Genomic DNA, 25,681 nt, shown 5'->3' with positions numbered 1-25,681 from the left:
CGGCCTCTGACGCCGCGCCCGCCGCGGCCGAGCAGGAAGGGAGGATTTTGGCTGCTCAAACAACCGGGATCCTCACTTCTTGCGGACGGTCAAGCGCTGTTCGCCCCTATTCGTACGAACTGCCGGTGCTGCGTGGCGGCGCGGGATCCCCGATGGGTCGCCGCGCGGTAGGTACACAGACATCCAGGCCACTGTCGGTGGCCCCGGATGCATCGCTGGTTCGCGGCCCTCACGCCCGGGTGGGACGTCGGCCGGCGTGGCCGACCCGTCAGCCGGACGTCGGGTCCAGGGTGCGGGCCAGCAGCAACGCGCCCGCCAGCGACGACAGGCCGCCCAGCTGGGCGGCCTGGACCGGTACCGGGGGGTGACCGGGCCGGGACAGGGCCCGGGTCCGGGCGGCGACCTCGTCGACGAATCCCGCCAGCCCGTCGGCGAAGCCGCCGCCGATGACCGCGAGGTCGGGCCGCACCAGCTCGGTCAGACCGGCCACCGCGGCTGCCAGCGCCGCCGCGGTCATCCCGACCGCGGTACGGGCCCAGTCCGAACCCGCTCCCCAGGCCTCCCGCAGCTCCGGATAGTCCACGTCGGCGTCCGCGGCGTCCGCGGCGTCCGCGGCGTCGGAGGCTGCGGTGCCGGTGCTGGTGCTGGTGCTGGTTCCGGTGGCGGTGCTGGTGCTGGTGCTGGTGGTCGGGCGCCGGTTGCCCGCGCGCAGGTCACCGGCACGACGCAGCGTGGCGGGTCCGGAGGCGATGGCCTGCAGGCAGCCGCGGCGTCCGCATCGGCACAGCGGTCCGTCCAGGGCGATGATCAGATGCCCGATCTCGCAGGAGCCCCGGGCCGGCCCGGGGCACAGGCGCCCGTCCAGCACGAGACCGCCGCCGATGCCCGTGCCGACCCCGAGGTAGACCAGGTTCGCGGCGCCCGCGTGCTCCGCCTCGGCCAGCGCGGCGAGATCGCCGTCGTCGGCGAGGGCCACCGCCGCGCCGGGAACGAGGTTCCGCAGAGCCGGCCCGAGGTCCAGGCCGGTCCAGGACGGCCGGCTCGGCCAGGCCGTGACCCGCCCTTCATGATCGACTGTTGCCGGCATCGCCACGCCGATCGCGCCGACCGCGCCGACCGGCTCGCCCCATCCGGCGCACAGCCCGGTGACCGCCTCGCCCAGGGCACGCAGGTCCGCTTCGGCGGTGGCCCCGGCCGCCCAGCGCAACACCGTCTCGCGCGGGGGCTGCCCGGCGACCTCGAGCCGCAGAGCCACCTTGGTGCCACCGACGTCGATGCCAAGCCGGCCGGTCACCGGGCATCGGGCAGGTCGAAGAAGGCCCGGTAGAGGTCGACCTGCTCCGCCAGCATGTGGATGCCCGGATGGGTCGGCAGGCCGCGTTCGTCCGCCGCCTGCAGCAGCCGGGTCCGGGCCGGCTTCATGATGATGTCCGCCACGACACAGCCCGCTGGCAGCGTCGTCGGGTCGAACGGCAGCGGGTCCTGCGGGCGCAGGCCCAGCGGTGTGGCGTTCACGATCAGATCGATCGTGCTCGCGGTGCCCGGCGCGCCCGGCCCTTCGGGTGGTGCCGCGGTGACCTGACCGGGCCAGTGCGGCTCGAGCCGGCCGAGCAGCTCGGCGAGCCGGGCCCGGTCGGGGTCGACGACGGCCAGGCCGGCGCAGCCGGCTTCGAGCAGCGCGACGGCGATGGCGCTGCCGGCCCCGCCCGCACCGATCAGGCGCACGTTCGCGCCCGCGACGCGGTGCCCCGCCCGCCGCAGGCCCCGGACGAACCCGGAGCCGTCGAAGTTGTCGGCGAGCCACCGCCCGTCGGGCTCGCGCCGCAGCACGTTGGCGCTGCCGCTGATCGCGGCCGCGGGGGAGCGCAGGTCCGCCAGCGCCGCCGCGGCCACCTTGTGCGGAATCGTGATCAGGATGCCGTCCAGGTTGGCCATCGCACGCAGCCCGGCCAGCACGGCGGGAAAGTCCTCCGGCCGGGCGTGCACCGGGACGAGGACGGCGTCCAGGCCCACCTCGGCGAAGACGGGGTTCATCAGCATCGGTGCCTGGACCTGGGCGACCGGGTCACCGACGACGACGAACAGCCGGGTCGCGCCGGTGATCGTCCGCGGGAGCCGGTCGGCCGCAGGTGTGTGGGCGGGCTGGGCCGCGGGGGCAGGCTGGGCCGCGGGGGCAGGCTGGTCCACGGGGGCGGGCTGGGTCGTCACGCCGTGCATCGTTCGCTCTCCCCGTCGCGGTCCCTGTCCCTGACCCCGTGCCTGTCCCGGTCCCCGTCGCGGTCCATCGCCTCCAGGGTGCTGACCACCACGTCCGGCGGGACGTCGGGAACCAGTTGGGGCCCCTCCGGCGAGTCCAGGACGAAGGTCAGGCCCGTGTTGGTCGACTTCTTGTCGCGCCGCATGGCCGCGACGAGATCGGCGATGTCGACATCCGCTGGCAGCGCCGTCGGGAGCCCGTAGTGCGCCACCACGTCCAGGTGCTCGGCGGCGCGCGCCTCGTCGATCAGGCCGAGCGCGGCGGCCAGCCGGCCGGCGAAGACCGTCCCGACGGCGACGCCCTCGCCGTGCCGCATCTCGAAGCCGGTGACGATCTCCAGCGCGTGTCCGAGCGTGTGCCCGTAGTTGAGGATGTGGCGCAGCCCGCCGTCGCGTTCGTCGCGGGCGACGATCGAGGCCTTGAGCGCCACGCTGCGGGCGATCTGCTCCGCGACCGGCAGTCCGCGCAGGTCGCCCGCGCCGATGAAGTGGGCCCGCGCGATCTCACCGTAGCCGTTGGTCCATTCCCGGGCGGGCAGCGTGCGCAGGTGGTCGGTGTCGCACAGCACCGCGCTCGGCTGCCAGTAGGCACCCACCAGGTTCTTGCCGGCGGGCAGGTTCACCGCCGTCTTGCCGCCGACACTCGCGTCGACCTGCGCCAGCAACGACGTCGGCAGGTGGATCACCGCGATTCCGCGGTGGTAAAGGGCAGCCGCGAGGCCCACGACATCGGTGGTCGTGCCGCCGCCGCAGGAGACCACAGCATCTGAGCGGGTAAGACCGAAGGAAGCGAATCCTTCGCAGAGTTCCTGGACATTGGCGAGGGTCTTTCCGTGTTCGCCGTCCCGTGCGGTGATCCGCAATGCCGGTACCCCGGGATCGGGAACCGCGTCAAGGTCGGGACGGGCCGAAACGACCGCGACCCGCGCCGCTCCGATCCGACCCACGACGTCCGGCAGAAGCCGCCGGACACCGGGGCCGATCTCGACCGGATATCCGCGCTCACCCAGGTCAACCCAGACCCGGTGGGTCATGGGCGGTTCCGTCATGGTCGTCCTCCCGACGCTCGGTCGTCCAGATGCGGACTGTCCTGGATCTGACAGGTCCCGGCCGGCCACCGCGAATATTCACGAAAGGGCCGCACAGGTGCGTCGATGGTGGCACCAGTGGGTGAGCGTGGATGTATCCGGGTCGTACGATCGGCGATGCTTCGAATGGCCGTGAACAGAGCAGATGGGCGGGGAAGCTGAGAAATGGTGGGCACGCAGCCCTTGGTCATCCCGGCAGCCGGTCTCGAGGCGCCCTACCCGTCGATCGTGGCCCGATTCTCGCGAATCGTCGCGGCCCGTACGGATGTGCCTGCGATATGTGATGACGCGACCGCGTTGACCTATGCCGACCTGGACTGGCGCTCGTCCGCGCTGGCCCGGCTGCTGGTCGGCTCCGGTGGCCGCATGGATGGCGTCAACGGCGTCAAAGGCGTCAACGGTGTGGATGGCGTGGATGGCGTCGCGAGCCCGGTCGGCATCCTGCTGGAGCAGGGTGTTCCCGCGACGGTCGCGATGCTCGGTGTACTGAAGGCCGGCCGGCCGTTCGTCCCGCTGGACCCGGTGCTGCCGCCGGCGCGGCTCGGGCAGATCCTCGAGCTCGCCGGCGTCACCACCTGCCTGACCGACACCCGGCACCAGGGTCTTCTTGCCGCGGCCGGACCGGTCCAGGCCGTGCTCCTCGACACCGCCGGATCCGTCTGCGAGCGGGGAGCTGCGTCCGGCCCGGATCCCGCCGCGGGCGACTCGGCGGCGGATTCGGGGGCAGATCCCGAGGCGGAACCGGGGGCGGTGTCGGAGGATCCGCTGCCGGGGTGGTTCGCACTGCCCGCGGATCCGGCCTTCGTCGTTTTCAGCTCCGGGTCCACCGGTGTCCCCAAAGGGGTCGTCTGGCGGAACCAGACGGTGCTGCACGAACTGCGCGCCGGGATCGACGTGGTCGGCATGAACGCCACGGACCAGGTCGCCCTGGTCCTGCCGGTCGCGTTCGCGGCCGGCATCACCGTCATGTTCTGGGGGCTGCTGGTCGGCGCCACCCTGCACGCGCTCGACCCGCGCACCCGGGGGATCGCGGCGCTGCCCGGATGGCTGCTCGACCGCGGAATCACCACCCTGCATCTCACCCCGTCACTCATCCGGGCCCTGACCGGCGCCACGGAGCCCGGGTGCGTCCTGGGCAGCCTGCGCGCGGTGACCAGTTCCGGCGAGGCCGTCTACGGCCGCGAGGTGGCCGCGCTGCGCGCGCATCTGCCCGCGACGTGCACGTTCTACAACTGGTCCGGCTCGACGGAGACCGCGTCCCTGGCGTTCTTTCCGGTGCGGTCCGATGACGAGATTCCCACCGGGCCGCTGCCGGCGGGATGGGCCGTCGACGGCAAGGACGTCGACATCGTCGACGAGGCCGGTGAATCGCTGCCCGACGGCGCCACCGGGCAGATGTCGGTCACCTCCCGCTACCTTTCCGGCGGCTACTGGAACGCGGCCGGGATGACCGCCGACCGTTTCCGTCCCGCCCGCGGCGATCTCGATTCCGGCGCGGCCGGGCCGATGGTCACCTACCGGGCCGGTGATCTCGCGCGGCGACGTCCCGACGGGTGCATCGAGCTGCTGGGCCGCGCCGACACCGCGGTGAAGATCCGCGGCTACCTGGTCGAGCCGGCCGAGATCGAAGCCGCGCTGCTGACCTCGCCGGACATCGTGGAGGCCGTGGTCGTGGCGCAGCACCCGGCGGACCAGCCCCCGCGGCTGGTCGCCTACGTGGTGTGCGCCGGCACGGTCAAGGCAGCCGCGGTCATGGTCCGCGGCCTGCTGCGGGAGAAGCTGCCCGCCTACATGGTGCCCGCCTCGGTGGTGCTGCTCAACGAGCTGCCCCGCAACGAGCGAGGCAAGATCGACCGGACGTCGCTGCCTGAGCCGCCACCGCGGGCGCCGGGCCGCGCGCCAACCGACCGCAGCCATTGGGAGATCGCCGTGCGCGACCTGTTCGCGCAGACCCTCAAGGTTGACGACGTCGGTCTCGACGACGACTTCGTCGAGCTCGGCGGTGACTCGCTGCTGGCCCAGCAGCTGCTGAGCGACATCTCGGCCCGGCTGGGAGTGCGCCTGCCGACCTCCACCCTGGCGCAGGCACCCACCGTCGAGGCCCTGGCCGCGCGGGTCGCGGCGGCCCACCGGGCGCTGCCCACCCATCCGACCTGTGTCCCGCTGAGCACCGAGGGGTCCGGGCCGCCGTTGTTCTGCGTCGCGGGTGCCGGAGGCCTCGCCATCAACTTCGTCGCGCTCGCCCGCCGTCTCGGTGCCGGCCGCCGGGTCTACGGCTTTCAGGCCCAGGGCCTGGAGAACCGGGCGTTCCCCGACTGGAGCGTCGAGCGTCATGCCCGCCGCCACCTCGAGGTGCTCCGGCTGGTCCAGCCCGACGGGCCCTACCATCTCGTCGGATTCTCCTTCGGTGGCCTCGTCGCGCTGGAGATGGCCCACCTGCTCACGGACGCCGGGGCCGAGGTCGCCCTGCTGGCGCTGCTCGACAGCCGGCTGCCCCCGGCAGCACGCGGGGCCGGCGCCGATGCTGCCGGCACAGCCGACGCCAACGCGCCCGCGGCCGGTGCCCGCTCCGGTGCCCGCTCCCCAGGGGGCGCCGTGGTCGGCACCGTGCCCGGCACCGGCAGTCCCGATCGCTCCCCGGCGCTGTGGAAGCGGCTGCTGCCCAGCGTGTCGAAGGTCCGCAAGGCAGCCCGTCTGCCGCTCACCGGTCTCGTCCGCTTCCCCGGCCTTTCCCAGTTCGACGCGTTCTTCGACCACGCCCGGGTCGTCAGCCGCTCCTACCAGGTGCGCCCCTACGCCGGCCGCACCCTGCTCTACCTCGCCGAGGACAACAACGACACGGCACGGGACGGATGGAGCCGCCACCTGACCGGTGACACCACCGTCGTCACGGTCCCCGGCGAGCACCACACGATGCTCAACGAGCCACACGCGGCGGCCCTCGCCGCGGACCTGCACGCCCGCCTCGCGCCGACGCCGACCTGACCTGATCGCCGCCTCTGCCCGGGCTGGGTGGGGGAGCCCGTGGACCGGGCCCGGGGGAGGCGGCGATGGGACGGCGTGGGCGGCATAGTGTCTGGCGTCGTGCTTCCTTCGCGACGGTCCGTTCTGCCCACCCGGGTGACCAGGCTGCACGCCCAGGTGGTCGCGCGGCTGACCGGCACCGGGGAAGCCGCGCGGAGCCTGGCGTTCTTCGCCGACCAGGGCCGGGTCGTCACCGCCCTGGTCGGTCTGTCGGTCATCGGCTCGGTGGCGGTCGCGGCGGGCCCGTTCCTGCTGCGCCATCTGATCGACCGGTCCCTGCCCACCGGCCGCATCGAGGACCTGGTCGCCCCGGTGCTGCTGCTGTGCGCGCTGCTGGTGTTCGAGTCGGCGGTACTGGCGACCCGGATGGCGCTGATCGCCAGGCTCGGCGCGGTGATCACGGTGCGGATGCGGCAGGCTGTCAACGCACGCCTGCAGCACCTGCCGTTCGGCTTCTTCCCGCGCAGCCAGCAGGGCGAGGTCATGACGGTGATGTCCACCGATGTGGTCTCCGCGCAGTACGCGATCTCGGCGATCGTGCAGGCGGTCGTCTGCCGGGTGGCGGACATCGCCGTCGGCCTGACCGTCGTGTTCGTGCTCGACTGGCGTCTCAGCCTCGCGGTGATGGTGTTCGCCCCGGCCACCTTGCTGATCATGAAGGCGGGCCGGCGGCGTCTCGCGGTGCTGTCCCAGCGCCAGCGTGAGCTCGACGGCCAGCTGATGGCCCAGGTGGCGGACACCTCGTCCGTCTCGGGTGCCCTGCACGTCCGGCTGTTCGACCGGGCCGACTACGAGTGCGCCCGCTTCGAGGAGGCTGGCGAGGCCCTGCTGGCGGCGGCCCGGGAGCAGGCCCGGCTGACCTCCCGGGTACGGCTCGTGGTCAACCTCGGCATCGTCGTGACGATGATCGTCGTCGTCGCGCTGGGTGCCTGGCTGGTGTCGACCGGACGCACCACGCTCGGCACCGTCGCGGCTCTCGGCGGTGCCCTGCTGGTCTCCTTCGGGCCGCTGGCGTCGGCGGTCGAGCTGAAGTCGGAGCTGTCGTCGGCCGGGGCCTCCTTCCGGCGGATCTTCGCCCTGCTCGACCTCCCCACCGACGGCGAGCCCGCCGGCAGCAGTCACAACGGCAGCAGTCACAACGGCGGCCTTCACACGGGCAGCCTTCCCGCCGGCAGCCCTCCCGTCGGTGGAGCGCCCACCGCCCGGGCGGTGCCGCGGGCCGGAACGGTGGCCGGGGTCGGCGCCCGTCAGACTGAGCCGGCGCGGCCGCGGACGCGGGCCCAGGCCCTTGACCTCAGTCTGGACGACGTCTGGTTCTCCTACGACCTGGCGACGCCGGACCCCGACGGCGCCGCTCCCGGCCGCGCTGTGCCCGGTCAGGCGTCCGAGGACGAGGCGTGGAACCTTCGGGGTGTCACGTTGCGGGCGGCGGCGGGCACGACCACGGCCGTCGTCGGCGCGAGCGGTGCCGGCAAGACGACCATCACCTATCTCGCGAGCGGCATTCACCGGCCCCAGCGCGGAACCGTCCGGCTCGGCGGTCGGGATCTGGCCGACATACCCGCCGCCGAGCTGCACGCGCTGGTCGGCGTCGTCCCGCAGGACCCGCACCTGTTCCATGACACCATCGCCGCCAACCTGCGCTACGGCAGGCTCGACGCCACCGATGACGAGCTGCGCGAGGCACTGGACGCGGCGCATCTCTCGGCACTGCTCGACCGCCTTCCCGAGGGCCTCGCGACCCGGGTCGGTGCCCGCGGCTACCGGCTTTCCGGAGGGGAGCGGCAACGGCTCGCCATCGCCCGGGTGCTGCTTCAGGCACCGCGGGTGCTGGTGCTCGACGAGGCCACCTCCGCGCTGGACACGGTCTCCGAGGCGGCCGTGCGGGCCGCGCTCGACCGGCTTGCCATCGGCCGGACCTGCCTGGTGATCGCGCACCGTCTGTCCACGGTCCGCGACGCCGACCGCATCTACGTCATGGACCACGGCCGGGTCGTCGAGGAAGGCACCCACGGTGGGCTGCTCGCCGACGGCGGCGCCTACTCGCGGCTATATGGAGCGGTCGGCGCCGGCTGACTCGCCCTGTGCTGGCCTGTCTGGCCTGGCCGACCTGTCCGGGGCTGGTGTGCCGTGGGCTGGCGTGCCGTGGGCTGGCGCGCTGTGGGCCGGCTCGCCGCGGGCAGCGGAAGCTCTCGCCGGCCGGGCCCGGACGTGCAGGCGCTCGCCCTGGGGCCCGAAGATGCTGATCGCCTCCACCGGGCCGGGCCCCGGATTGCTGAAAGCGTGCGGGAGGTGGGTGTCGAACTCCGCCACCTCACCGGCCGTCAGCACCACGGTCTGGCTGCCCAGAGTCAGCCGCAGCCGCCCGGCGAGCACATAGACCCACTCGTATCCTTCGTGGCTCTGCGGCTCCTCCGCGCAGACGGGCCACCCCGCCGGAATGATCATCTTGAATGCCTGCAGCCCACCGGGTCGCCTGGTCAGCGGGACGAAGGAGAGCCCGGCCCGCTCGACCGGCCGGGGCAGCACCCGGGGGTCGGCGCCGGGACGAAACCCGATCAGTTCGTCCAGCGGGGTCTGGTAGGCCCGGGCAAGCGGGAGCAGCAGTTCCAAGGTAAGCCGGCGCTGGCCGGACTCCAGACGCGACAGCGTGCTGACCGAGATGCCGGTGCTGCGGGACACCTCGGGGAGTGTCCGGCCTCGCTGCCTGCGCAGCGCGCGCAGGCGTGGCCCCACGGCGGCGAGGACCAGGTTCACATCCTGTTCCTGTTCCGGGTCCGGGCTCTCGGGGGGCACACCCCATTCTGCCCGCGGGCGAGGTGCGCGAAGCGGCCGCGATCCCGGCGCGGTCGGCGCGGTGTTCCTCGGCCGCCGACGTGGCGCGGATCACGATGCGCGGTGGCGCCCAGGTGCCCCGGCCGCCGCGGCGCGGGCCGGTGGGAGCCAAGGGTGTGCGCCAGGTAGCGGATAGTGTTTTCCGGTGGTCCCTGTGATGGCCCTTCGGCGGCTGGGGGGGAATCGTTCCGCCCCCGGTCGGATGCGGCGTTCCCGGCGGTCCGGTGGGGCCGCCGAACACGGCGCCGCGCTGCGCCGTTCTTCCTTGCGGCGGCGTGTTCCCCCGGCGCTGCAATGGGTGCGTCCAGGCTTGTTTCGAATACGGAGCGGAGAATTTCCAGGGAAGTCCTCCGGACCTTCTACAAGCGAGTAGATGTACCCGTCCCTAACGTCAGGGTATTGACGTGGGATTGGTGGTGGGTGCCGATCGGTAGCCCAGGCATCGGTACTACCATGTGCCTCCCGGAGATACATGGCCTGACGGTCGCCTGGAGTTGTGCATGCGGATTGCTTTTTTGTGCGAGCAGTACCCACCAGTCATCTGGGATGGTGCTGGCGTGTACACGCACGACATCGCGCACGCGTTGGCGCGGCGGGGGCACGAGGTTCATGTGCTGTGCACGCAGGGACGCGCTGTTCGTGACGATGTCTTCGAAGGCGTGCACGTTCACCGCCGTCCGTTGCTGCGGGCGCCGGTAACGCGCTACCTCGGGCCCGCCGCAAAACTGATCACCGGTCGGGACCACCCGCGGGATTCGTTGTCGCTGCGCGCCTCACTGGCGGTGTCATACGGGTTCTGGCTGCGCCAGAGCGGGATAAGGCCCGACGTCATCGAGACCCAGGACGGCGAGACGCGCGGCCTGTTCACCGCGCTGGGCCGGCGTACTCCGCTGGTGATCCACCTCCACACGCCCACGATGATGGACGTCCGGATGCGTGATCCGGAGCTGACCCGCAAGGGTGAGATCGCGGACAAGGTCGACCGGTTCTCGGCGCTGCGCGCCGACGCGCGGACCTCGCCGTCGCAGCTTCTCGTCGACACGCTGCGCGACCTCGACTGGCTGCGGCCGGACACCGACGTCGACGTGATCCCGTACCCGTTCGAGAACGCGTCGTTCGCCGAGGTTCCGACGGCGGAGCACACCGGGCCCAACCTCGTGGTCGTGGGCCGTCTGGAATGGCGCAAGGGCCTAGACGTGCTGCTCGACGCGACGTCCCGCCTGCAGAAGCGGGGAATCGACGCCAAGGTCATCTTCGTCGGGAAGTCGTCCGGCCGGGTCGACGGTGTCGAGACCGGGACCTGGCTGGAGCGCAGGGCGACCGAGCTGGGCGTTCCGGTCCGCTTCGACGGCCACGTGGCGCGCACCGATCTCCCTGGCCTCTACGGGGAGGCGCGTGTGGTCGTGGTGCCGAGCCGGTTCGAGAGCTTCTCCATCGCGGGGCTGGAGGGAATGGCCTCCGCGCGCCCGGTGGTCGCCACCGCGACGACCGGCGTCTCGGCCTGGGTGGCGCGCTGGAACGGCGGCGCCGTTGTGCCGCCGGAGAATCCGGACGCGATGGCCGATGCGTTGGAGCCGTTCCTGACAGACGCAGGTCACGCGGCCACGGTCGGTCTGCGCGGCCGGGCGGGCACCGCCGAACTCAACCCCGACGTCATCGCGGCCCGCCGCGAGGAGGTATACCTCAAGGCAATCGCTCGTCACCAGGTTCACGGTCCAGCCCGGGGCCGCGGCTAGATCGTCTCGTGGTTCGGGCCCACCGGACGCCCCGCCGCTGTGGCTGACTGGTGACTGGCAGTAGGCGCCAGGCAGTCCGTCGGAATTTGTTTGAGTAGACAGTACTGGGGGTTTTCGGCTATGCGTGTCGTCGTCGCGGGAGGCGCGGGCTTTCTCGGAAGTCATCTGTGTGATCGGCTGCTTGACGACGGTGAGGAAGTCGTCTGCGTCGACAACTACCTGACCGGCAGGAAGAACAACATCGAGCACCTGCTCGGCCGGCCCGGCTTCGAGCTGCTTGAGCAGGATGTCTCCGAGCAGATGACCGTGCCGGGTACGGTCGACGCAATCCTGGAGTTCGCGTCGCCGGCGTCGCCGCTCGACTACGCGAGATATCCCATCGAGACGCTGAAAGCGGGTTCGCACGGCACCCTCCACGCCCTGGACCTCGCTCGCAGCAAGGGTGCGCGTTTCCTGCTCGCCTCCACCTCGGAGGTCTACGGCGACCCGTTGGTGCACCCGCAGGAGGAGTCCTACTGGGGGCACGTCAACCCGATCGGGCCGCGCAGCATGTACGACGAGGCGAAGCGTTTCGCCGAGGCCCTGACCACCGCGTACCGCAACCGGCACGGGATCGACACGGCGATCATCCGGATTTTCAACACCTACGGCCCGCGGATGCGGACCGATGACGGCCGGGCCATTCCCGCGTTCGTCTCGCAGGCCCTGCGCGGCGAGCCCGTCACGGTGGCCGGGGACGGTCTGCAGACTCGTTCGGTCTGTTACGTCGACGACCTCGTCGAAGGCATCGTGCGGATGCTGCGCAGCGGCCTGCCCGGCCCCGTGAACCTCGGTAACCCGCACGAGATGTCCATCATCGACACCGCTCGGCTCGTGGTCGAGCTCATCGGCGCCGACGTGCCCATCAAGTTCATTCCCCGGCCCGGAGACGACCCCATGGTGCGTCGGCCGGACATCACCCTCGCGCGACGCCAGCTCGACTGGGAGCCGGTGATCGACGTGCGTGACGGTCTGCTGCGGACCATCGAATGGTTCGCGAGCGAGCTCGGCGCCGGCCCCGTTCCGGGGGCCGCTGCCGGTGCCGCTGTGGCGCCCGTGGCCTGAGCCGAGGCCTTTCGAACGGCGGGCTCGCCAGGGTCGCCGGGGTCGGGCTCGCCGGGGTCGGGCCGGCTGGTGGCCGTTGCCGATCAGTGACCGTTGCCGACCAGTGACCGTTGCCGACCAGTGACCGTGGCCACCTGGTCCGAGCGCTGGAGCCGCCTGTCCCAGGGGCGGCTGAACGGGTAGGCAGTCGACCGGTGGCGTCAGCGCCGGCCGGCTGCCTACCCGGACCCGTCACCCGGCCACCCACCGGGCATCCCGCACCGCCGCGCAGCACCAGGAATCGCCACAAGTGGCGCAAAAGGGATGCGAGGCCGCTTGGTAGTCCACAAGAGTGAAGGATTTTGGTCGTCGGAACGACCAAAATCCTTCACTCTTCGGACTCGCCCACCCGGGCCGCCGTGCTCAGGCCCGGCCGTGTTCGTGGAGTGCGAGCCGTGGGAGCCTCACCCGCATGAACCTGATCTTGCTCGGTGTCGTTTCCGCAAGAGTGGGACCGGCCGCTTCGGCCACGCGCGGCGATGGAATAAATCGTGGTCGGCCGGTCGGACGAACGTCGGACCCGGCCTCCGGCCCCAGCGCGGAAGCAGTCTGCCCCGGACCACAGGGACCCGCGGGTCACCATGCCGCCGTGCGGCAAGCTCCGCGCTGCGGGCCCCCACCGCCGCTCCGCGGGCCACCACCGCCGCTCCGCGGGCCGTCGCCCACGTGGCCGCCACCGCCCGCGCTCAATCTCCAGGGCCCGCGCGACATCCCCGCCACGCGGACCGGCCGGCCGGCCGGCCATCCAGGCCAATCCGACGACCTCCGGGCAAAACGCGATCATGTAAGAGCCCTGGGCGCTCCAGGCCGCGGGTTTTCCGCGGTTCTCTTTGCCAGATGTTTTCTACGTCTTCAGCTGCCGGACCCGCCTGGTCGATTGTTGTTTCCGAAAGCCACTCGTTCGAGGCCCTCGAGGTCCAGGACGATGACCCGTCGGTAGCCGACGTCCACGACCTGCATGTTCCGTAGCTCGGCGAGAGCGCGGTTGACCGATCGCTCGTCGGCGGCGACCAGTGCCGCGAGCTCGGGCTGGCTCAGGCCGACGGCGAGCTGCACCCCGCGGGCGGCTGGCCGGCCCCAAAGCGTGGCCAGCTCGATGAGGACCCGGGCGAGTCGGCCACGAACGGAGCCGTCGACATGCTCCACCCTGCGCCGGATCGAGTTGCGCAGCTTGTTCGCGACCAGCTCGGCGACCGCGAAAGCAGCGGGCGGATTCTGTTCGAGGAACGATCGAAAGGCCGCGGCGCTCATCGCCCGGCCCACCACAGGGCCGGCTGCCGTGGCGGTTCCGGTGTGAGTGTCCTGCTCCATCGCGCTGATCTCGCCCAGGATGTCACCCCGTGACCTGATGACCAGGAAGGCGAGCCTGTTCTCCTCGCCGTTGGCGGTGATCTTCACGAAGCCGTCCAGAATCAGGATGACCTCGCCGTATGGCTCGGCCTCCCGCATCAGCATCTCACCGTGTGGGTAGTGGCGTATCCCCCCGAGGGCGAGAAGCTGCTGGCGCAGCGCCGGGTTCAGCCGGGCGGGCAGGGTGCCCGGCGGAAAGGGTCGAGAATCCTCAGGCAAAGGAATGCCCTCCTTTCACCCCGGGCCTCCGTGCCCGGAACGTCGGAGGTTCCTATTGTCGTTCGCCGGGGCCCCGGGCGTCCTGTGTTAGTACCGAGCGGGACAGTGCGTTGTCCTTTCCCTGCCGTCCGGATCCTGCCGCGAGGCCACTTCCGGCGCAGCCCGGCCCGCCCGGCCCGCCCGGCGGGCATGGCGGCCAGAGCGCGCGAGGCGCCGTCCGAAGGTGTGAGAGTGCCGCCACCGATCCGCCCGTATCGTTGACCTATACCCCCTGGGGGTATGTACCGTACGGACGAGTAGTTCGCTAGCCCGCGCGAAGGGACGCACGATGAACGCTATGACCCGGATTGGCGGGTTCGGCCTCGCGTTGGCTGTGCTCTTCGGTGTCTCCTATGTGGTCGGGACGACGATCGGACCGTCGCAGGACTCGGCGGGGCCAGCCGGCGGTGCCGGGCAGGGGATCTCCGCCGGGGCGGGGGGCGCCGCGGCAGGTACAGGCGGCACCGGCGACGGTGCGGCCGCCGTGGGTGGCCTGGCCATCTCCGCCGGCGGCTACACGCTCGATCCCGCTGAGCTCACCTGGCCCGCCGGGCGATCGAGCGCCTACACCTTCCGCATCCTCGGCGCCGACGGCCGACCCGTGACGGCCTTCACCCGCGCCCACGACGCCGACCTCCACCTGATCGTCGTGCGGCGGGATCTCACCGGCTACCAGCACCTGCACCCGACCCGTGACTCCGCCGGAACGTGGAGCGTCCCGCTCCGGCTGGCCGTGGCGGGCGTCTACCGGGTGTTCGTGGACTTCGTCCCGGCGTCGACGGGAACCGGGAGCCACACCGAAGCGACGAACGGGATCACGCTGGGTACCGACCTCACCGTGGCCGGCGACCTTCGTCCCGCCGTACTCCCCGAGCCGACACGTAATGTGACGTTGACGGGCGGTTACAGCGTGACGATGCAGGGGCGGGCGGAGCCGGGTGAATCGAGCACCCTCACCTTCACGGTCGCGCACAACGGGCGGCCGGTCACCGATCTCGAGCAGTACCTCGGCGCGCTCGGTCATCTGGTGGTGATCCGCCAGGGCGATCTCGCCTACCTGCACGTCCATCCGGGCGACGGGGGCGGCGACAACCACGGCGACGGCCATGTCCACACCGACGGTGCGTCGGTCGCGGCGGACGAAAGCCCGGAGCTGTCCTTCGCGACGCGGTTTCCGTCGGCCGGCTCCTACCGGCTCTACCTCGACTTCAAGCACGGCGGGCAGGTACGTACCGCCGAGATCACGATGGACGTCGTGGCGGGCCGGACCACCAGCCCGACCCGGCCCGCCGGAACCGCCACCCCAGCGCACGTGCACTGACCCTGACCCTGCCCCCCACTCCATGTCCCTTTGGGAGATCCGATGAGCCCGCTGGCCACCGAACGACGTGAGGTCGACCTGGTCATCGGCGGGATGACCTGTGCGTCCTGCGCGGCCCGTGTCGAGCGGAGGCTGAACAAGATCGAGGGCGTCACGGCGACGGTCAACTACGCGACGGAGATCGCGAAGGTCAGCTTCCCGGCCGCGTTGCCCGCCGAGCGCCTGGTCGCCCAGGTCGAGGCGGCCGGGTACGCGGCCGCGTTGCCGCCGGCGCCCGTCCAGCCCCCACCCCCGGTGCCAGCGCAGGCTGACGTCGGATCCACGCCCGGATCGGTCCCGCCTGAGCTCGGAGCCGCCGAATCGGGCCCGGCCGAAGGCGCGGCGGACACCGGCGCCGCGCCGGACGCGGGTGGCACGGCGGATGCGGGCGGAGCGGCGGACGCCGGTGGTGCTCCTGCCGTCGGCGGCAACGGTGCCCCGCCGGCTCCGAGCGCCGTCCAGCTGCGGGACAGTGCCGCCGAGGCCCGGGTGCGTGCGCTGCGCGAGCGGCTGATCGTCGTCGCCGCGCTGACCGTGCCGGTGGTGGCGCTCGCCATGATCCCGGCTCTGCAGTTCGACTACTGGCAGTGGCTGTCGCTGACGCTGGCCGCACCCGTGGTGGTGTGGGGCGCCTGGCCCTTCCACCGGGCCGCCTGGACCAACCTGCGCCACGGCACGACGACGATGGACACGCTCGTGTCGATGGGCACGCTGGCCGCGTTCGGATGGTCGTTGTACGCGCTGTTCGTCGGAGACGCGGGCGAGCCCGGAATGACCCACGGATTCAGTGTCACCGTGACCCACGGGGGCGGTGGGGGCAACATCTACCTGGAGGTGGCGTCCGGCGTCACCGCCTTCATCCTCACCGGCCGGTACCTGGAGGCCAGGGCGAAGCGTGCCGCCGGTTCGGCCCTGCGCGCCCTGCTGACGCTCGGGGCCCGTGACGTCGCCGTTCTCCGCGACGGCCGGGAGTCACGGGTGGGTATCGACCAGCTCCGGGTGGGTGATCTGTTCGTTGTCCGTCCCGGAGAGAAGATCGCGACCGACGGGAATGTGGTCGAAGGCACGTCCGCGGTGGACGCCTCGATGCTCACCGGGGAGTCGGTGCCGGTGGAGGTCGGCCCCGGGGACGCCGTGACCGGCGCCACGGTGAACGCCGGCGGTCGGCTCGTCGTGCGGGCCACCAGGGTCGGAGCCGACACCCAGCTCGCGCGGATCGGTCGGCTCGTGGAGCAGGCGCAGAACGGCAAGGCACCGGTCCAGCGCCTCGCCGACCGGGTCGCGGGTGTGTTCGTCCCCGTCGTGGTCGCCCTGGCCGTCGCGACCTTCGGCTACTGGGCCGGCCGGGACAGCGGGCTCACCTACGCCTTCACCGCCGCCGTGGCGGTGCTCGTCATCGCCTGCCCCTGCGCGCTGGGGCTCGCGACGCCGACAGCCCTCATGGTCGGAACGGGACGCGGCGCGCAGCTCGGCATCCTCATCCGCGGGCCGGAGGTGCTGGAGTCGACCCTGCGGGCCGACACGATCGTCCTGGACAAGACGGGCACGGTCACCACCGGCGAGATGACCCTGCAGGACGTCGTGACCGTCCCGGGGGAGGACCGCGACGAGGTGCTCCGGCTCGCCGGTGCGCTGGAACGGGCCTCCGAGCATCCGGTGGCACGTGCGATCGCCAGGGCCGCGGCGGGTGCGGCCGCCCGGCGTGACGAGGAGCTGCCCGCCGTCGACCAGTTCGCCAACCGGGCGGGCCTCGGGGTCCGGGGCATGGTGGACGGGCATGCCGTGCTGGTCGGCCGGCCCAGGCTGCTCAACGGGTGCTCACAGCCGTTGCCGGCCGAGCTGCTCCAGGTCGCCCGGGATGCCGAGGCCGACGGGCGTACCGCTGTCGCGGTGTCCTGGGACGGGCGGGCCCGCGGCGTGCTCACGGTCGCCGACGCGGTTCGACCGACGTCCGCCGCTGCCGTCCGTGAGCTGCGTGGCCTGGGGCTGCGTCCGATCCTGCTGACGGGCGACAACGCCGCGGTGGCGGCGACCGTCGCGGCCCAGGTCGGGATCGCGCCCGATGACGTGATCGCCGAGGTCCTGCCCGAGGACAAGATCGAGGTCGTGCGGCGCCTGCAGGAGAGCAACCGGGTCGTCGCCATGGTGGGGGACGGCGTCAACGACGCCGCCGCGCTCGCGCAGGCGGATCTGGGGCTCGCGATGGGCACCGGCACCGATGTCGCCATCGAGGCGAGCGACCTGACGCTGGTCAGCGGGGACCTGCTGGCCGCCGCCGACGCGATCCGGCTCGCGCGGCGGACGCTCGCCACCATCCAGGGCAACCTGTTCTGGGCCTTCGCCTACAACGTCGCGGCACTTCCGCTGGCGGCGGCGGGCCTGCTGAACCCGATGCTGGCTGGCGCGGCGATGGCGGCGAGCTCGCTGTTCGTCGTCGGCAACAGCCTGCGCCTGCGGCGGTTCTCCGTCGACCGGGAGATCTGACCGGGAGATCTGACCGGGAGATCTGGCCGGGCGCTCAGGAGCGGACGAGCTCCTGGGCGGCCTGGCCGGTGTGGTCGATGCCGCCCGGGTGGCCGGCTGCCTCCGGGATGTCCGCCTCCGGAATGTCCGAACCTTCATCGCAGGCGTGGTGCCCTTCGGTCTCCCCGGCTGGCGCCGCCGGCGCCGCCGGAACCGCTCGCGGAGAATCCGAGGAATCCGGAGAACCCGGCAGGCCGGGCAGGCCGGGCAGGCGCGGATGCCACCAGGCGCCGCGCTCGAGCAGGGCAAGCGCGGCCGGAACGGTCACCAGGCGCACCACCAGCGCGTTCACCAGGAGCCCGAAGGCCAGGACGAGGCCGGTCGTCCGGATGATCGGATCGGTCGACCGGGCAAGCCCGGCGAAGACGACGACGGCGACCGCGGCGACGGCCAGGGCGGCCCGGCTCTCCTCCCGGTACCGGGCGGCGACGGCGCCGTGGGGACGTCCCGACCGTGGGGGCCCTGGTTGTGGGTGTCCCGACCGTGGGTGCTCGGCCCGGAGGCGGTACAGCCCGAGCAGCAGGTGGCCGGTCGCGAGGCCGCTCAGCAGCCCGGCCACGAGGAGCGGCAGGACCGCGGTGACGGATCCGGCCGGCCTGAGCCCGAGTGCATCGGCGAGCGGGCCCCACCGGAGTACCGCGGTCACGGCACCGTAGGACGCGGCCGCGGTCGCCAGCGAACCCGCCGCCACCAGCAGCGCCACCGCGACACCGCGCAGCGCCAGCATCAGCAGGGCGACTGTCAGCCCACCGAGCAGGGCGAGGCACAGCGGCACCGCGGCGGTGAGCCGCCGGGAGACGTCGAGGTCGATCGCGGTCGGGCCGGTGACGGTGATCGTCGCCCCGGTCGTGACGGCGAGGGTCGCCGCGTGTTCGCGAACGGCGCGCAGCAGGTCCGCGGTGGCCGGGTCGTCCGGGCCGGTCAACGGGATCACGGTCATCGTCGCGAGGTCGGTTCCGGGCAGCTCCTGCGGCTCGTCGACCAGGGCGACCGCTGTCAGCGCGGCGATGGTCGGGCGGATCCGGCCGGCCGCCGCGACGGGGTCGGCCCCGCCCGTCGCCTCGATCACCATGAGCAGCGGGCCGTTGAACCCAGGCCCGAAGGCCGTGCTGATCCGGTCGTGGGCGCGACGCTGCGTGCTCGTCGGCCCGGCGGAACCGTCATCGGTCGGGCCCAGCCGCAGCCCGGGCACCGCGAGCGCGAGGACGGCGAGTACGACCAGGCTTCCCAGCAGCGCTGGCAGCGGCCGGCGGACCACCGCCCGAGCGCTACCCCCGCCGTGCTCCCCGCTCACGCCGTGATCGCGGTGGGTGTCGTGGGCCACCTGGGCGTTCCCGGCGTGGCCGGCCCTCCCGACTGCCCTGCCGGCTCCGTGCAGGGCGGTCGGGAGGGTGAGCGCGATGCAGACGGACAGGGCCACCGCGCCGGCCGTCGACAGCGCCAGGGCTGTCAGGACCGGTACCCGGGGCAGGACGAGCGTGCTCGAGGTGAGCATCGCGAACAGGCCCACGAGGATCACGTCCGACCCGGCGCTCCGCAGGGTCCGTCCCGCCGCCTCGGCGCCCGAATGCCCGGCGGCGAGTTCCTGTCGCAGCCTGGCCAGGACGTACGACGAGCAGCCGACCGAGGTGGCCAGACCGACTGCCAACGCCGGCATGGCGGCCGTCGGGCCGAGACCGGCCAGGCCGACTGCCAGCCCGATCCCGCCCAGGCTGACGACGAGGCCGAGCAGGCCCGCGGCCAGCGGGAGCCCGGTGGCCAGCGCCGCGCCGGTCCGGGCGAACGCGAGGAGAACGCCGGTGAGGAGCAGGAGCACGACCGCCGCTCCGATCAGCCCGGAGGGCCGGGTGTCCAGCAGCGGATGGTGCCCTGCCACAGCGGTGCCCGCGACATCGACCGTGATGCCGGCCGCCCGCGCGGGCTCGGCCGCGGTCAGCAGCGCGTCGCGTGCCTGCGCCGTCAACTCGGGGCTGGTGACCCGGTAGGTGACGAGGGCATAGGCGGTCCGGCCATCACCCGAGAGGCCGGCCTGCGCGGCCTCGGCGCTGGTGGCGGCGAACGGGTCGCCGACGTGTGCCACCAGCGGAGCCCGGCCCAGCGCGGCGACGACCCTGCTGATCACCGCTCGGTAGGGGGAGTCGGTCAGCGCGGCGGCTGCGCCGGCCTTCGCGGCCGAGCCAGCCTTCGTGGCTGCGCCTGCTCCAGCGGCTGCGTCCGCCTCGGCTCGCTCGTCCAGGCTGAAGACGATCCGGGCGGTCGCGGCCTCGGCCCGGGTCGGGGCCCGGCGTTGCAGCAGCAGGTCCGCCCCGCGCCGGGAGTCTGTTCCGGGCAGCGCCGCCGCCCCGGTCAGCGCGGCCTGTGTCGCCTGCTCCGTACGCAGTGGAAATGACTGGTCGAGCGAGCCGCCGGACACCGCGGTGCCAGCGCCGGCCAGCGCGAGCAGAGCGAGCCACAGCCCCAGAACGGTCCGGCCATGCCGGTGGCAGGACCGGCCGAGGCGGTAGAGAACGGTGCCCACAATTCATCTCCTCGCGGCGGATCGCCCGCGTTCGTCGCGGATTTCACGCGGTCGGCCGGCCGGACCCTCGGATAGGCACCCGCTGATGACCCTCTGGCGGTGCCTGATGGTGGCTTCGGGTGTCCCCGTAATCGGTTCAGGCGCTCGCCAGAACGGGCCGGAACCGACCTGAAGCGCGTTGAACCAGCCGACCGGTCGGTCAGGTCGATCGGGCTGGGTGGTGGGCGCCGCGCATTGTCGATCGATCGGCCCGGATCACGGCCGGCCGTCCCGCGCGGTGCCTGGTCCGGCAATGGGCTCTATCTGCGGGTGTGGCCCCGGAAAGGCAGGTGGTACGCCACAATGGGCCCCGCCGATCTCGCCTGGACAGGTCCGTGAACTGCGGGATCGGTCTCGGTGCCGGCGGGAGTGGGCCGGGCCGGGCACATTTCCGGATCGGTGGGGAGAGGAAGATCATGGCGGTCGAGCTGGTCGATCACAGGGACGGAGTGAGCGCCGGTCGGGAGAAGCTGCGCGCCACGGCGTTGGATCTGTTTGCCGACAGAGGCGTCAGCGGAACCTCGCTCCAGATGATCGCGGACGCGATGGGCGTTACCAAAGCCGCCGTCTACCACCATTTCAGAAGCAAGGACGAGATCGTGCTCGCGGTGGTCCGGCCGGCGCTCGATCAGCTGGCGGAGGTGGCCGCCGTCGCGGAGAGCAAGCGGTCACGATCCGCACAGGTCGAGGCGGTGATCGGTGGCCTCGCCGATCTGGTCATCGAAAACCGGCCGTTGTACGGCCTGATGCAGGGTGATCCGACCTGCGCGGCAATTCTGCGTGACCGCTCCGAATATCCCGCACTGGCGGAGCGCCTCATGACATTACTGACCGGCCCGCGTCCGGATGTCGGCGCGTTGATGGCGGCGGGGATGCTGCTGGCCGGCTTACGCGGCGCGGGGCTCGACCCACGAGTCACCGCGCTGGACGACGAACAGTTTCATCGCCATCTGGTGGACTGCTCCCACCGCCTCCTCCGGCCCCGGCGCCGGCCCGCTGGCGCCGCGCCCGCACAGCCCGCACTGGCCGAGTAGGCCGACTAGGCCGTTCGGTCGTTCCCGCCGACTCGGCGCGTGCTGTCCCGTTGGACGAGTGAGACGGGCAGCATGAGCTCGCGGGCGTGGGCGTCCTCGCCGACCATCTCGATCAGCAACCGCGCGGCCTCGGCTCCCAGTTGGTGCGGGTGGCGGCTCACCGAGGTGATGGACGGCTCGGTGAGCTCGGCCCAGGCGATCCCGTCGATGCCGATCACCAGCACGTCCTCGGGTACCCCGCGGCCCGCGTGGCGCATCGCCTGCGCGGCGCCGACGGCCTGGAGGTCGTTGGCGCAGAAGATCGCGTCGACCCGCGGATCCGAGGCGAGGATCTGGTCGGCGGCCCAGCGCCCTCCGTCGATCGTGTAGTCACTCGCGAGGGACCTCCAGGGGGGCAGGGAACGCCCCGCGACCTCCAGTTCGGCCCGGAAGCCGGACCGGCGTGCGCGGGCGGTCTCGAGGTGTTCCGGGCCGCGGATCATCGCGATGCGCCGCGCTCCGCGGTCGAGGATGTGCCTGGCCGCTGTCCGGCCGGCCTCCTCGTCGTCGGAGAAGACCCCGCCAGCGCCCCGCACGGCCAGGCGCTCGTCGCACACCACCACCGCGACACCGCTGTCCACCAGGTGCTGGACCTGATCGGCCTGGCCGGACGTCGAACAGACCAGGACACCGTCGGCGGCACCCGCCAGGCGGTCGAGGTAGTCGGCCTCCCGCGCGGAGTCGAGATCGGTGCTGGCGAGGAACACGGCCCAGCCGAACGACTGCGCGACCGTCTCGACCCCGTGCGCGACCTGTGCGAAGAAGGGGTTCCGGGCGTCCGGGACGATGAGGCCGATCGCCTGTCGGGTCTGGGTCCGGGCCGCGCCGGTGGCTGCTGTGCCCGGCCGATAGCCGAGCCGATGCGCGGCCGCCCGGATCCGTGCGCTGGATTCGCCGCTCACCGACCGGCGGCCCGCCAGGGCGTTGCTGACCGTGCTGACGCTGACGCCGGCCAGCGCCGCGACCTCCCGGATCGTGGCGGGCCGCTTCACCGTCGCCTCCCGGGACGTAACGCGCTCGATGTAGCGGTCGGTAGACATCGACTCCATTAAAGGTCGATGTCGCCCACGTGGAGGGTCGCGTCGGTCACGCTGCTCATCGGCAAGGTCAGCAGTGCGTGACACTCCGGCCGGTCCAAGGCTCTTTTGACTTGCTCTTAAGGCTCGCTTAGGGCGGCGGTGATGTCCTCGGGGAGTCGGTCCGAGCGGCATCCCCGGCCCACCCGGCGGAGGTATCCCCCCACCCTCCGGCGGGTTCCCGGCCCGGGTCGTGGTCCGTCCCAACCACGACCCGGGCCACGACCGGGCCGCAAACCAGGCCACGACCGGCGGCGGTGACCAGGCGGCTTCAAGCCCGTACACGGTCGCGGAACGCACCGATCTGCTGCGCTCTCGGTGACAGATGGCACCGAGACCACAGGAGATCCGGACCAAGGGCACGGAACGCCCCGGAGGGCTCGTAAAATTTGATGACGTGACAGCGCCTACGCGGCTTGCTGGTCGCGACCGCGATCCGGGTCGTGGCCGGCTCTCCGCTGTCCGAGGGCCCCATCTTCAGCTGGCGAGCGAGAGTCTGGTGCACGTACCACCGGCCGAGCTCGTCGATCTGCCCCGTGTGCAGGCCGGAGCGCAGCCACAGCATCTGCTGACAACCCTGCTCGGGGACTACTGGGTCGACCGTCTCGAGCACATCCCGTCTGTCGTGCTCGTCAGCCTGCTCGCGGATTTCGAGGTCAGCACGGTCGGGGCGAGAGCCGCGCTGAGTCGGCTGTCCCGGCGTGGTCTCCTCGAATCCTCCAGGATCGGGCGGAACACCTACTACGGTCTGGCTCCGGACGCCTGCGCGGCCATCCGCGTGTCGATGAACCGGATCCTCACGTTCGGCCTTCGCCATGATCCGTGGGATGGGCGTTGGACGGTGGCGTCCTTCTCGATCCCCGAGGGGCAGCGGGACGTCCGGCACGCGGTGCGAGCGAGGCTGCGCTGGCTCGGCTTCGCTCCGCTCTACGACGGAATGTGGGTGACACCGCGTCTTGTCGGCGAGGCGGCGCGCCGGGTGTTCGCGGAGCTGGGCGTCACAGCCTCGACCGTTCTGATCACGACGTCGGAGGCCCGCCGCACGGACCCGCGCCCGCCCATGGCCGCCTGGGACCTCAGCGAGCTGGCCCGCGCCTACGAGGATTTCATCAGCGCCTACGAGCCGCTGCTGGAACGAGTCCGCAGCGGGGGCGTCCACGGTGCCGAGGCGTTGGCCGCGCGTACCGCGGTGATGGAGGCCTGGGCTCGTTTCCCCACCCTCGACCCGGACCTGCCGATCGAGCTCCTTCCCGGTGGCTGGCCGCGGCGCGAGGCTCGGACTGTCTTCGCCGAGGTCTACGACGGCCTGGCGGCCCCGGCCGCTGGCCGCGTCCGTGAGCTGCTCGCCGTCGTCTCGCCGGACCTCGCTGATCTGGTGCGCGTGCACCGGGCCGTCGGCTGACCGCCTGGTGCATACGCACTGATCACACCACGGTCGGAACTCGAAGAGCTGAGGCCTTTCGTCGTCCCGCCCCGCCCTGACCCGTGGTTTGCTGTCGGGCAAGATCTGGGGATTCCGGTGGCTGGGACAACCAGAATTCTCGGCTCTTCGGACTCATGGTCCCGCGCCGTCCCGACCCGCGGTTTGCTGTCGGGCAAGGCCTGAGGATTCTGGTGGCTGGGACAAGCAGAATTCTCAGCTCCTCGGACTCGTAGCCGCGCCGCCCCGCCCCGCCTTGCGATGGCAACACTGACCCACGGGTCCCGTGAGATGGAAAAGGCGCACTGCTCGTGAATGCACCGTGGATACCCGGCGGTCGGTACCGCTGCCGGGTGGCACCGCTGGTCGGAAGAAACAGTCGTCCGACGACCGGCTGTTCGCCGCGACGGCCGCTTCGCCGCGGCCAGCACGCCGCCCGGCCACCGATGTCGCCGGTGATTGCGACATCGGTGCCGCGTCACGACACATGTGACACCGAACCAGCCTCCGTGCCGCGAACTACTCGTCGTGGCTCGGGGGCTTCGTTCGCGCACCATGGCCGGCTGTGCCGCCCGTCGTGGTCCGCATTGCCGGCCACGACGGGTGGCACGCTTCGGTGCCATCGGAAGACAACTGCATTCGGCGTGCGCAAAAACGCCTGTCCGGGAGCGGGCCGATGGCGTGGCCATCGGAACCTGACATCGATGTCAGTGCCTGTGGGCTGTTGCCTCTTCGACATGTCGCCGGATGCACGATCGGGCGAGGTGCTCGGCGAGAGCGCCCTCCCCGCGGGTGATCGCGTCGACGATCTCGGCGTGAAGCGGGTGCTGCCACCACTGCCCGAGCCGCTCGGTCTCGTCATGCGGGTGTGCGAGGTCAGCAAGCACCCGGATGAACAACTCCGCTGCCGGATTGCCGGCGAGCCGGGCGATTTCCAGGTGCAGCAGTACGGACGCCTCGCCGGGCGTTCCCGCGGTGACCGGACCGGAACGTGCGCCGACCGATCGGGAGCGGGCCCGTGGGCTGGCGGCCCTGGCGCCGGGTGCGGTGGGCTCCAGCGCGCCACGCAGCCGGGTGAGGCCCGCGGTGTCGATCTGCTCGGAGAGTCTGCGGACGGCGACCGCCTCGAGGGCCGACCAGGTCTCACAGAGGTGCTCAGGCCGCGCCCGGGCGAAGTCCAGGTAGACGCGGGCGACGTCACGGACACCGTCATGGTCGGGGGCGGTGACGACGAGACCACCACCCGGGCCCGGACGGGGCCGCGCGACCCAGCGGCTTTCCAGCAGCCGCACCGCTTCCCGCAGCACGGACCGGCCCACCTGATAGCGCTCCATGAGCTGGGCCTCCGAGCCGAGGCCCTCCCCGACCGGCCAGCCGCGTCGGATGATCTCCAACTCGATGGTGCGGGCCAGCCTGGACGCGAGCGTGCGCTGGCCCAGCCTGGAGGTGAACTCCCCGGGCCCGCCTACCGCGAGACTGACGGCACCGTCATCGAGGTGGTGGCCGTTGTCCAGGTGCCCGCCATTGTGATGGCCGCCGGGGCGATGCCCGGGCATGGGACGACGGTTCGTGGTGGGCCGACCACCGGTGGCATGCCCACCGATGCCCGTCGCGGATACTGGTGCCCCCCCGCGTGGAGTGCTTCGTACCGGACCGTGGAGGGCGCCGGGCACAGCATTCCGGCTGATCGGCGATAGACCGTCAGACACTGCTCTTCCTCCGGATGTACTCGTTAGCCCGCGTGGACATTCCGACGCGGCCATGACTGCTCCGACGGCGGGCTGTCATCCTCGCCGCTGACGCGCTGTCGCGGTCGGGGCCAGGTGACACCCACAGTGTGATGAGTTTCCTTTCCGGCTGTGTTCCACGCCGCCCCCGGAGAGTTCCCGGTTCCCGGCGCTGGCCTTTGCCCCCCGGCCTCGGCAGCGTGTTCCAGATAAGGGCCTCCAGTCAACCGATTGGAGCTACCCGTGTGGGCGCAG

16 protein-coding genes are annotated in these 25,681 nt (G+C 72.0%); 8 read left to right on the top strand and 8 right to left on the bottom strand.

Annotated features, from left to right (window positions below; all coding sequences use genetic code 11):
- Positions 1-268: 268 nt before the first annotated feature.
- The 3 genes from AWX74_RS20235 to AWX74_RS20225 are packed head-to-tail and all read right to left on the bottom strand — an operon-like array spanning position 269 to position 3,305.
- The gene (locus AWX74_RS20235; protein ID WP_091279178.1) at positions 269-1,294 is read right to left on the bottom strand and encodes an ROK family protein; all 1,026 of its coding nucleotides are present in this window, start codon (positions 1,292-1,294) and stop codon (positions 269-271) included.
- On the bottom strand, positions 1,291-2,217 hold the full coding sequence (locus tag AWX74_RS20230) for a shikimate dehydrogenase family protein (RefSeq protein WP_091279175.1): 927 nt from the start codon (positions 2,215-2,217) through the stop codon (positions 1,291-1,293). Before AWX74_RS20230 ends, AWX74_RS20235 begins: the two co-directional genes overlap by 4 nt.
- On the bottom strand, positions 2,205-3,305 hold the full coding sequence (locus AWX74_RS20225) for a 3-dehydroquinate synthase family protein (protein ID WP_091279172.1): 1,101 nt from the start codon (positions 3,303-3,305) through the stop codon (positions 2,205-2,207). Before AWX74_RS20225 ends, AWX74_RS20230 begins: the two co-directional genes overlap by 13 nt.
- A 204-nt stretch (positions 3,306-3,509) precedes the next feature.
- Here AWX74_RS20225 and AWX74_RS20220 point away from each other — a divergent pair, with 204 nt between their 5' ends.
- On the top strand, positions 3,510-6,329 hold the full coding sequence (locus tag AWX74_RS20220) for an alpha/beta fold hydrolase (protein ID WP_091279168.1): 2,820 nt from the start codon (positions 3,510-3,512) through the stop codon (positions 6,327-6,329).
- A gap of 99 nt (positions 6,330-6,428) precedes the next feature.
- Positions 6,429-8,444, top strand: coding sequence for an ABC transporter ATP-binding protein (locus AWX74_RS20215; protein WP_242666331.1), 2,016 nt, complete (start codon positions 6,429-6,431; stop codon positions 8,442-8,444).
- Here AWX74_RS20215 and AWX74_RS20210 read toward each other — a convergent pair.
- Positions 8,418-9,164: a helix-turn-helix domain-containing protein gene (locus AWX74_RS20210; RefSeq protein ID WP_242666330.1), complete on the bottom strand. Its 747-nt coding sequence runs from the start codon at positions 9,162-9,164 to the stop codon at positions 8,418-8,420. The two genes, AWX74_RS20215 and AWX74_RS20210, sit on opposite strands and share 27 nt — an antisense overlap.
- 539 nt (positions 9,165-9,703) lie before the next feature.
- On the opposite strand from AWX74_RS20210, the gene AWX74_RS20205 reads away from it, so the two are divergent.
- Together AWX74_RS20205 and AWX74_RS20200 are read left to right on the top strand one after the other, a co-directional pair.
- Positions 9,704-10,939 (top strand): glycosyltransferase family 4 protein, encoded by a 1,236-nt coding sequence (locus AWX74_RS20205; protein ID WP_091279159.1) that lies wholly within the window; start codon positions 9,704-9,706, stop codon positions 10,937-10,939.
- A 120-nt stretch (positions 10,940-11,059) separates the two neighbouring features.
- Positions 11,060-12,043 (top strand): UDP-glucuronic acid decarboxylase family protein, encoded by a 984-nt coding sequence (locus AWX74_RS20200; protein ID WP_091279156.1) that lies wholly within the window; start codon positions 11,060-11,062, stop codon positions 12,041-12,043.
- Between the two features lie 891 nt (positions 12,044-12,934).
- Here the strand turns inward: AWX74_RS20200 and AWX74_RS20195 are convergent.
- Positions 12,935-13,651, bottom strand: coding sequence for a Crp/Fnr family transcriptional regulator (locus AWX74_RS20195; protein ID WP_006540086.1), 717 nt, complete (start codon positions 13,649-13,651; stop codon positions 12,935-12,937).
- Between the two features lie 328 nt (positions 13,652-13,979).
- On the opposite strand from AWX74_RS20195, the gene AWX74_RS20190 reads away from it, so the two are divergent.
- Both AWX74_RS20190 and AWX74_RS20185 read left to right on the top strand, forming a co-directional pair.
- Positions 13,980-15,011 (top strand): hypothetical protein, encoded by a 1,032-nt coding sequence (locus AWX74_RS20190; protein WP_091279153.1) that lies wholly within the window; start codon positions 13,980-13,982, stop codon positions 15,009-15,011.
- A 42-nt stretch (positions 15,012-15,053) separates the two neighbouring features.
- Positions 15,054-17,534, top strand: coding sequence for a heavy metal translocating P-type ATPase (locus AWX74_RS20185; RefSeq protein WP_091279150.1), 2,481 nt, complete (start codon positions 15,054-15,056; stop codon positions 17,532-17,534).
- 34 nt (positions 17,535-17,568) lie between these two features.
- On the opposite strand, the gene AWX74_RS20180 is transcribed toward AWX74_RS20185, so the two are convergent.
- Positions 17,569-20,091 (bottom strand): MMPL family transporter, encoded by a 2,523-nt coding sequence (locus AWX74_RS20180; RefSeq protein ID WP_091279146.1) that lies wholly within the window; start codon positions 20,089-20,091, stop codon positions 17,569-17,571.
- Positions 20,092-20,546: 455 nt separating this feature from the next.
- Here AWX74_RS20180 and AWX74_RS20175 point away from each other — a divergent pair, with 455 nt between their 5' ends.
- Positions 20,547-21,164, top strand: a complete 618-nt coding sequence (locus AWX74_RS20175) for a TetR/AcrR family transcriptional regulator (RefSeq protein ID WP_091279144.1) — start codon at positions 20,547-20,549, stop codon at positions 21,162-21,164.
- A gap of 5 nt (positions 21,165-21,169) precedes the next feature.
- On the opposite strand, the gene AWX74_RS20170 is transcribed toward AWX74_RS20175, so the two are convergent.
- Positions 21,170-22,243, bottom strand: coding sequence for a LacI family DNA-binding transcriptional regulator (locus AWX74_RS20170; RefSeq protein WP_226931345.1), 1,074 nt, complete (start codon positions 22,241-22,243; stop codon positions 21,170-21,172).
- A gap of 535 nt (positions 22,244-22,778) precedes the next feature.
- On the opposite strand from AWX74_RS20170, the gene AWX74_RS20165 reads away from it, so the two are divergent.
- Positions 22,779-23,681, top strand: coding sequence for a PaaX family transcriptional regulator (locus AWX74_RS20165; RefSeq protein WP_091279138.1), 903 nt, complete (start codon positions 22,779-22,781; stop codon positions 23,679-23,681).
- Positions 23,682-24,406: 725 nt separating this feature from the next.
- Here AWX74_RS20165 and AWX74_RS20160 read toward each other — a convergent pair.
- Positions 24,407-25,255 (bottom strand): FadR/GntR family transcriptional regulator, encoded by an 849-nt coding sequence (locus tag AWX74_RS20160; protein ID WP_226931346.1) that lies wholly within the window; start codon positions 25,253-25,255, stop codon positions 24,407-24,409.
- Positions 25,256-25,681: the final 426 nt, after the last annotated feature.

The organism is Parafrankia irregularis (genome assembly GCF_001536285.1).
GTDB classification, from domain to species: Bacteria; Actinomycetota; Actinomycetes; order Frankiales; family Frankiaceae; genus Parafrankia; species Parafrankia irregularis.
Note: the sequence above shows the minus strand (reverse complement) of the source record. Positions and strands in the feature narration are given on the sequence as shown.

What these genes read in the sequence shown, in the direction of transcription:
- AWX74_RS20200 (WP_091279156.1), top strand. Translation starts at nt 11,060, where the DNA reads ATGCGTGTCGTCGTCGCGGGAGGCGCGGGCTTTCTCGGAAGTCATCTG.
- AWX74_RS20205 (WP_091279159.1), top strand. Translation starts at nt 9,704, where the DNA reads ATGCGGATTGCTTTTTTGTGCGAGCAGTACCCACCAGTCATCTGGGAT.
- AWX74_RS20175 (WP_091279144.1), top strand. Translation starts at nt 20,547, where the DNA reads ATGGCGGTCGAGCTGGTCGATCACAGGGACGGAGTGAGCGCCGGTCGG.
- AWX74_RS20225 (WP_091279172.1), bottom strand. Translation starts at nt 3,305, where the DNA reads ATGACGGAACCGCCCATGACCCACCGGGTCTGGGTTGACCTGGGTGAG.
- AWX74_RS20190 (WP_091279153.1), top strand. Translation starts at nt 13,980, where the DNA reads ATGAACGCTATGACCCGGATTGGCGGGTTCGGCCTCGCGTTGGCTGTG.
- AWX74_RS20230 (WP_091279175.1), bottom strand. Translation starts at nt 2,217, where the DNA reads ATGCACGGCGTGACGACCCAGCCCGCCCCCGTGGACCAGCCTGCCCCC.
- AWX74_RS20220 (WP_091279168.1), top strand. Translation starts at nt 3,510, where the DNA reads ATGGTGGGCACGCAGCCCTTGGTCATCCCGGCAGCCGGTCTCGAGGCG.
- AWX74_RS20185 (WP_091279150.1), top strand. Translation starts at nt 15,054, where the DNA reads ATGAGCCCGCTGGCCACCGAACGACGTGAGGTCGACCTGGTCATCGGC.
- AWX74_RS20170 (WP_226931345.1), bottom strand. Translation starts at nt 22,243, where the DNA reads ATGTCTACCGACCGCTACATCGAGCGCGTTACGTCCCGGGAGGCGACG.
- AWX74_RS20160 (WP_226931346.1), bottom strand. Translation starts at nt 25,255, where the DNA reads ATGCCCGGGCATCGCCCCGGCGGCCATCACAATGGCGGGCACCTGGAC.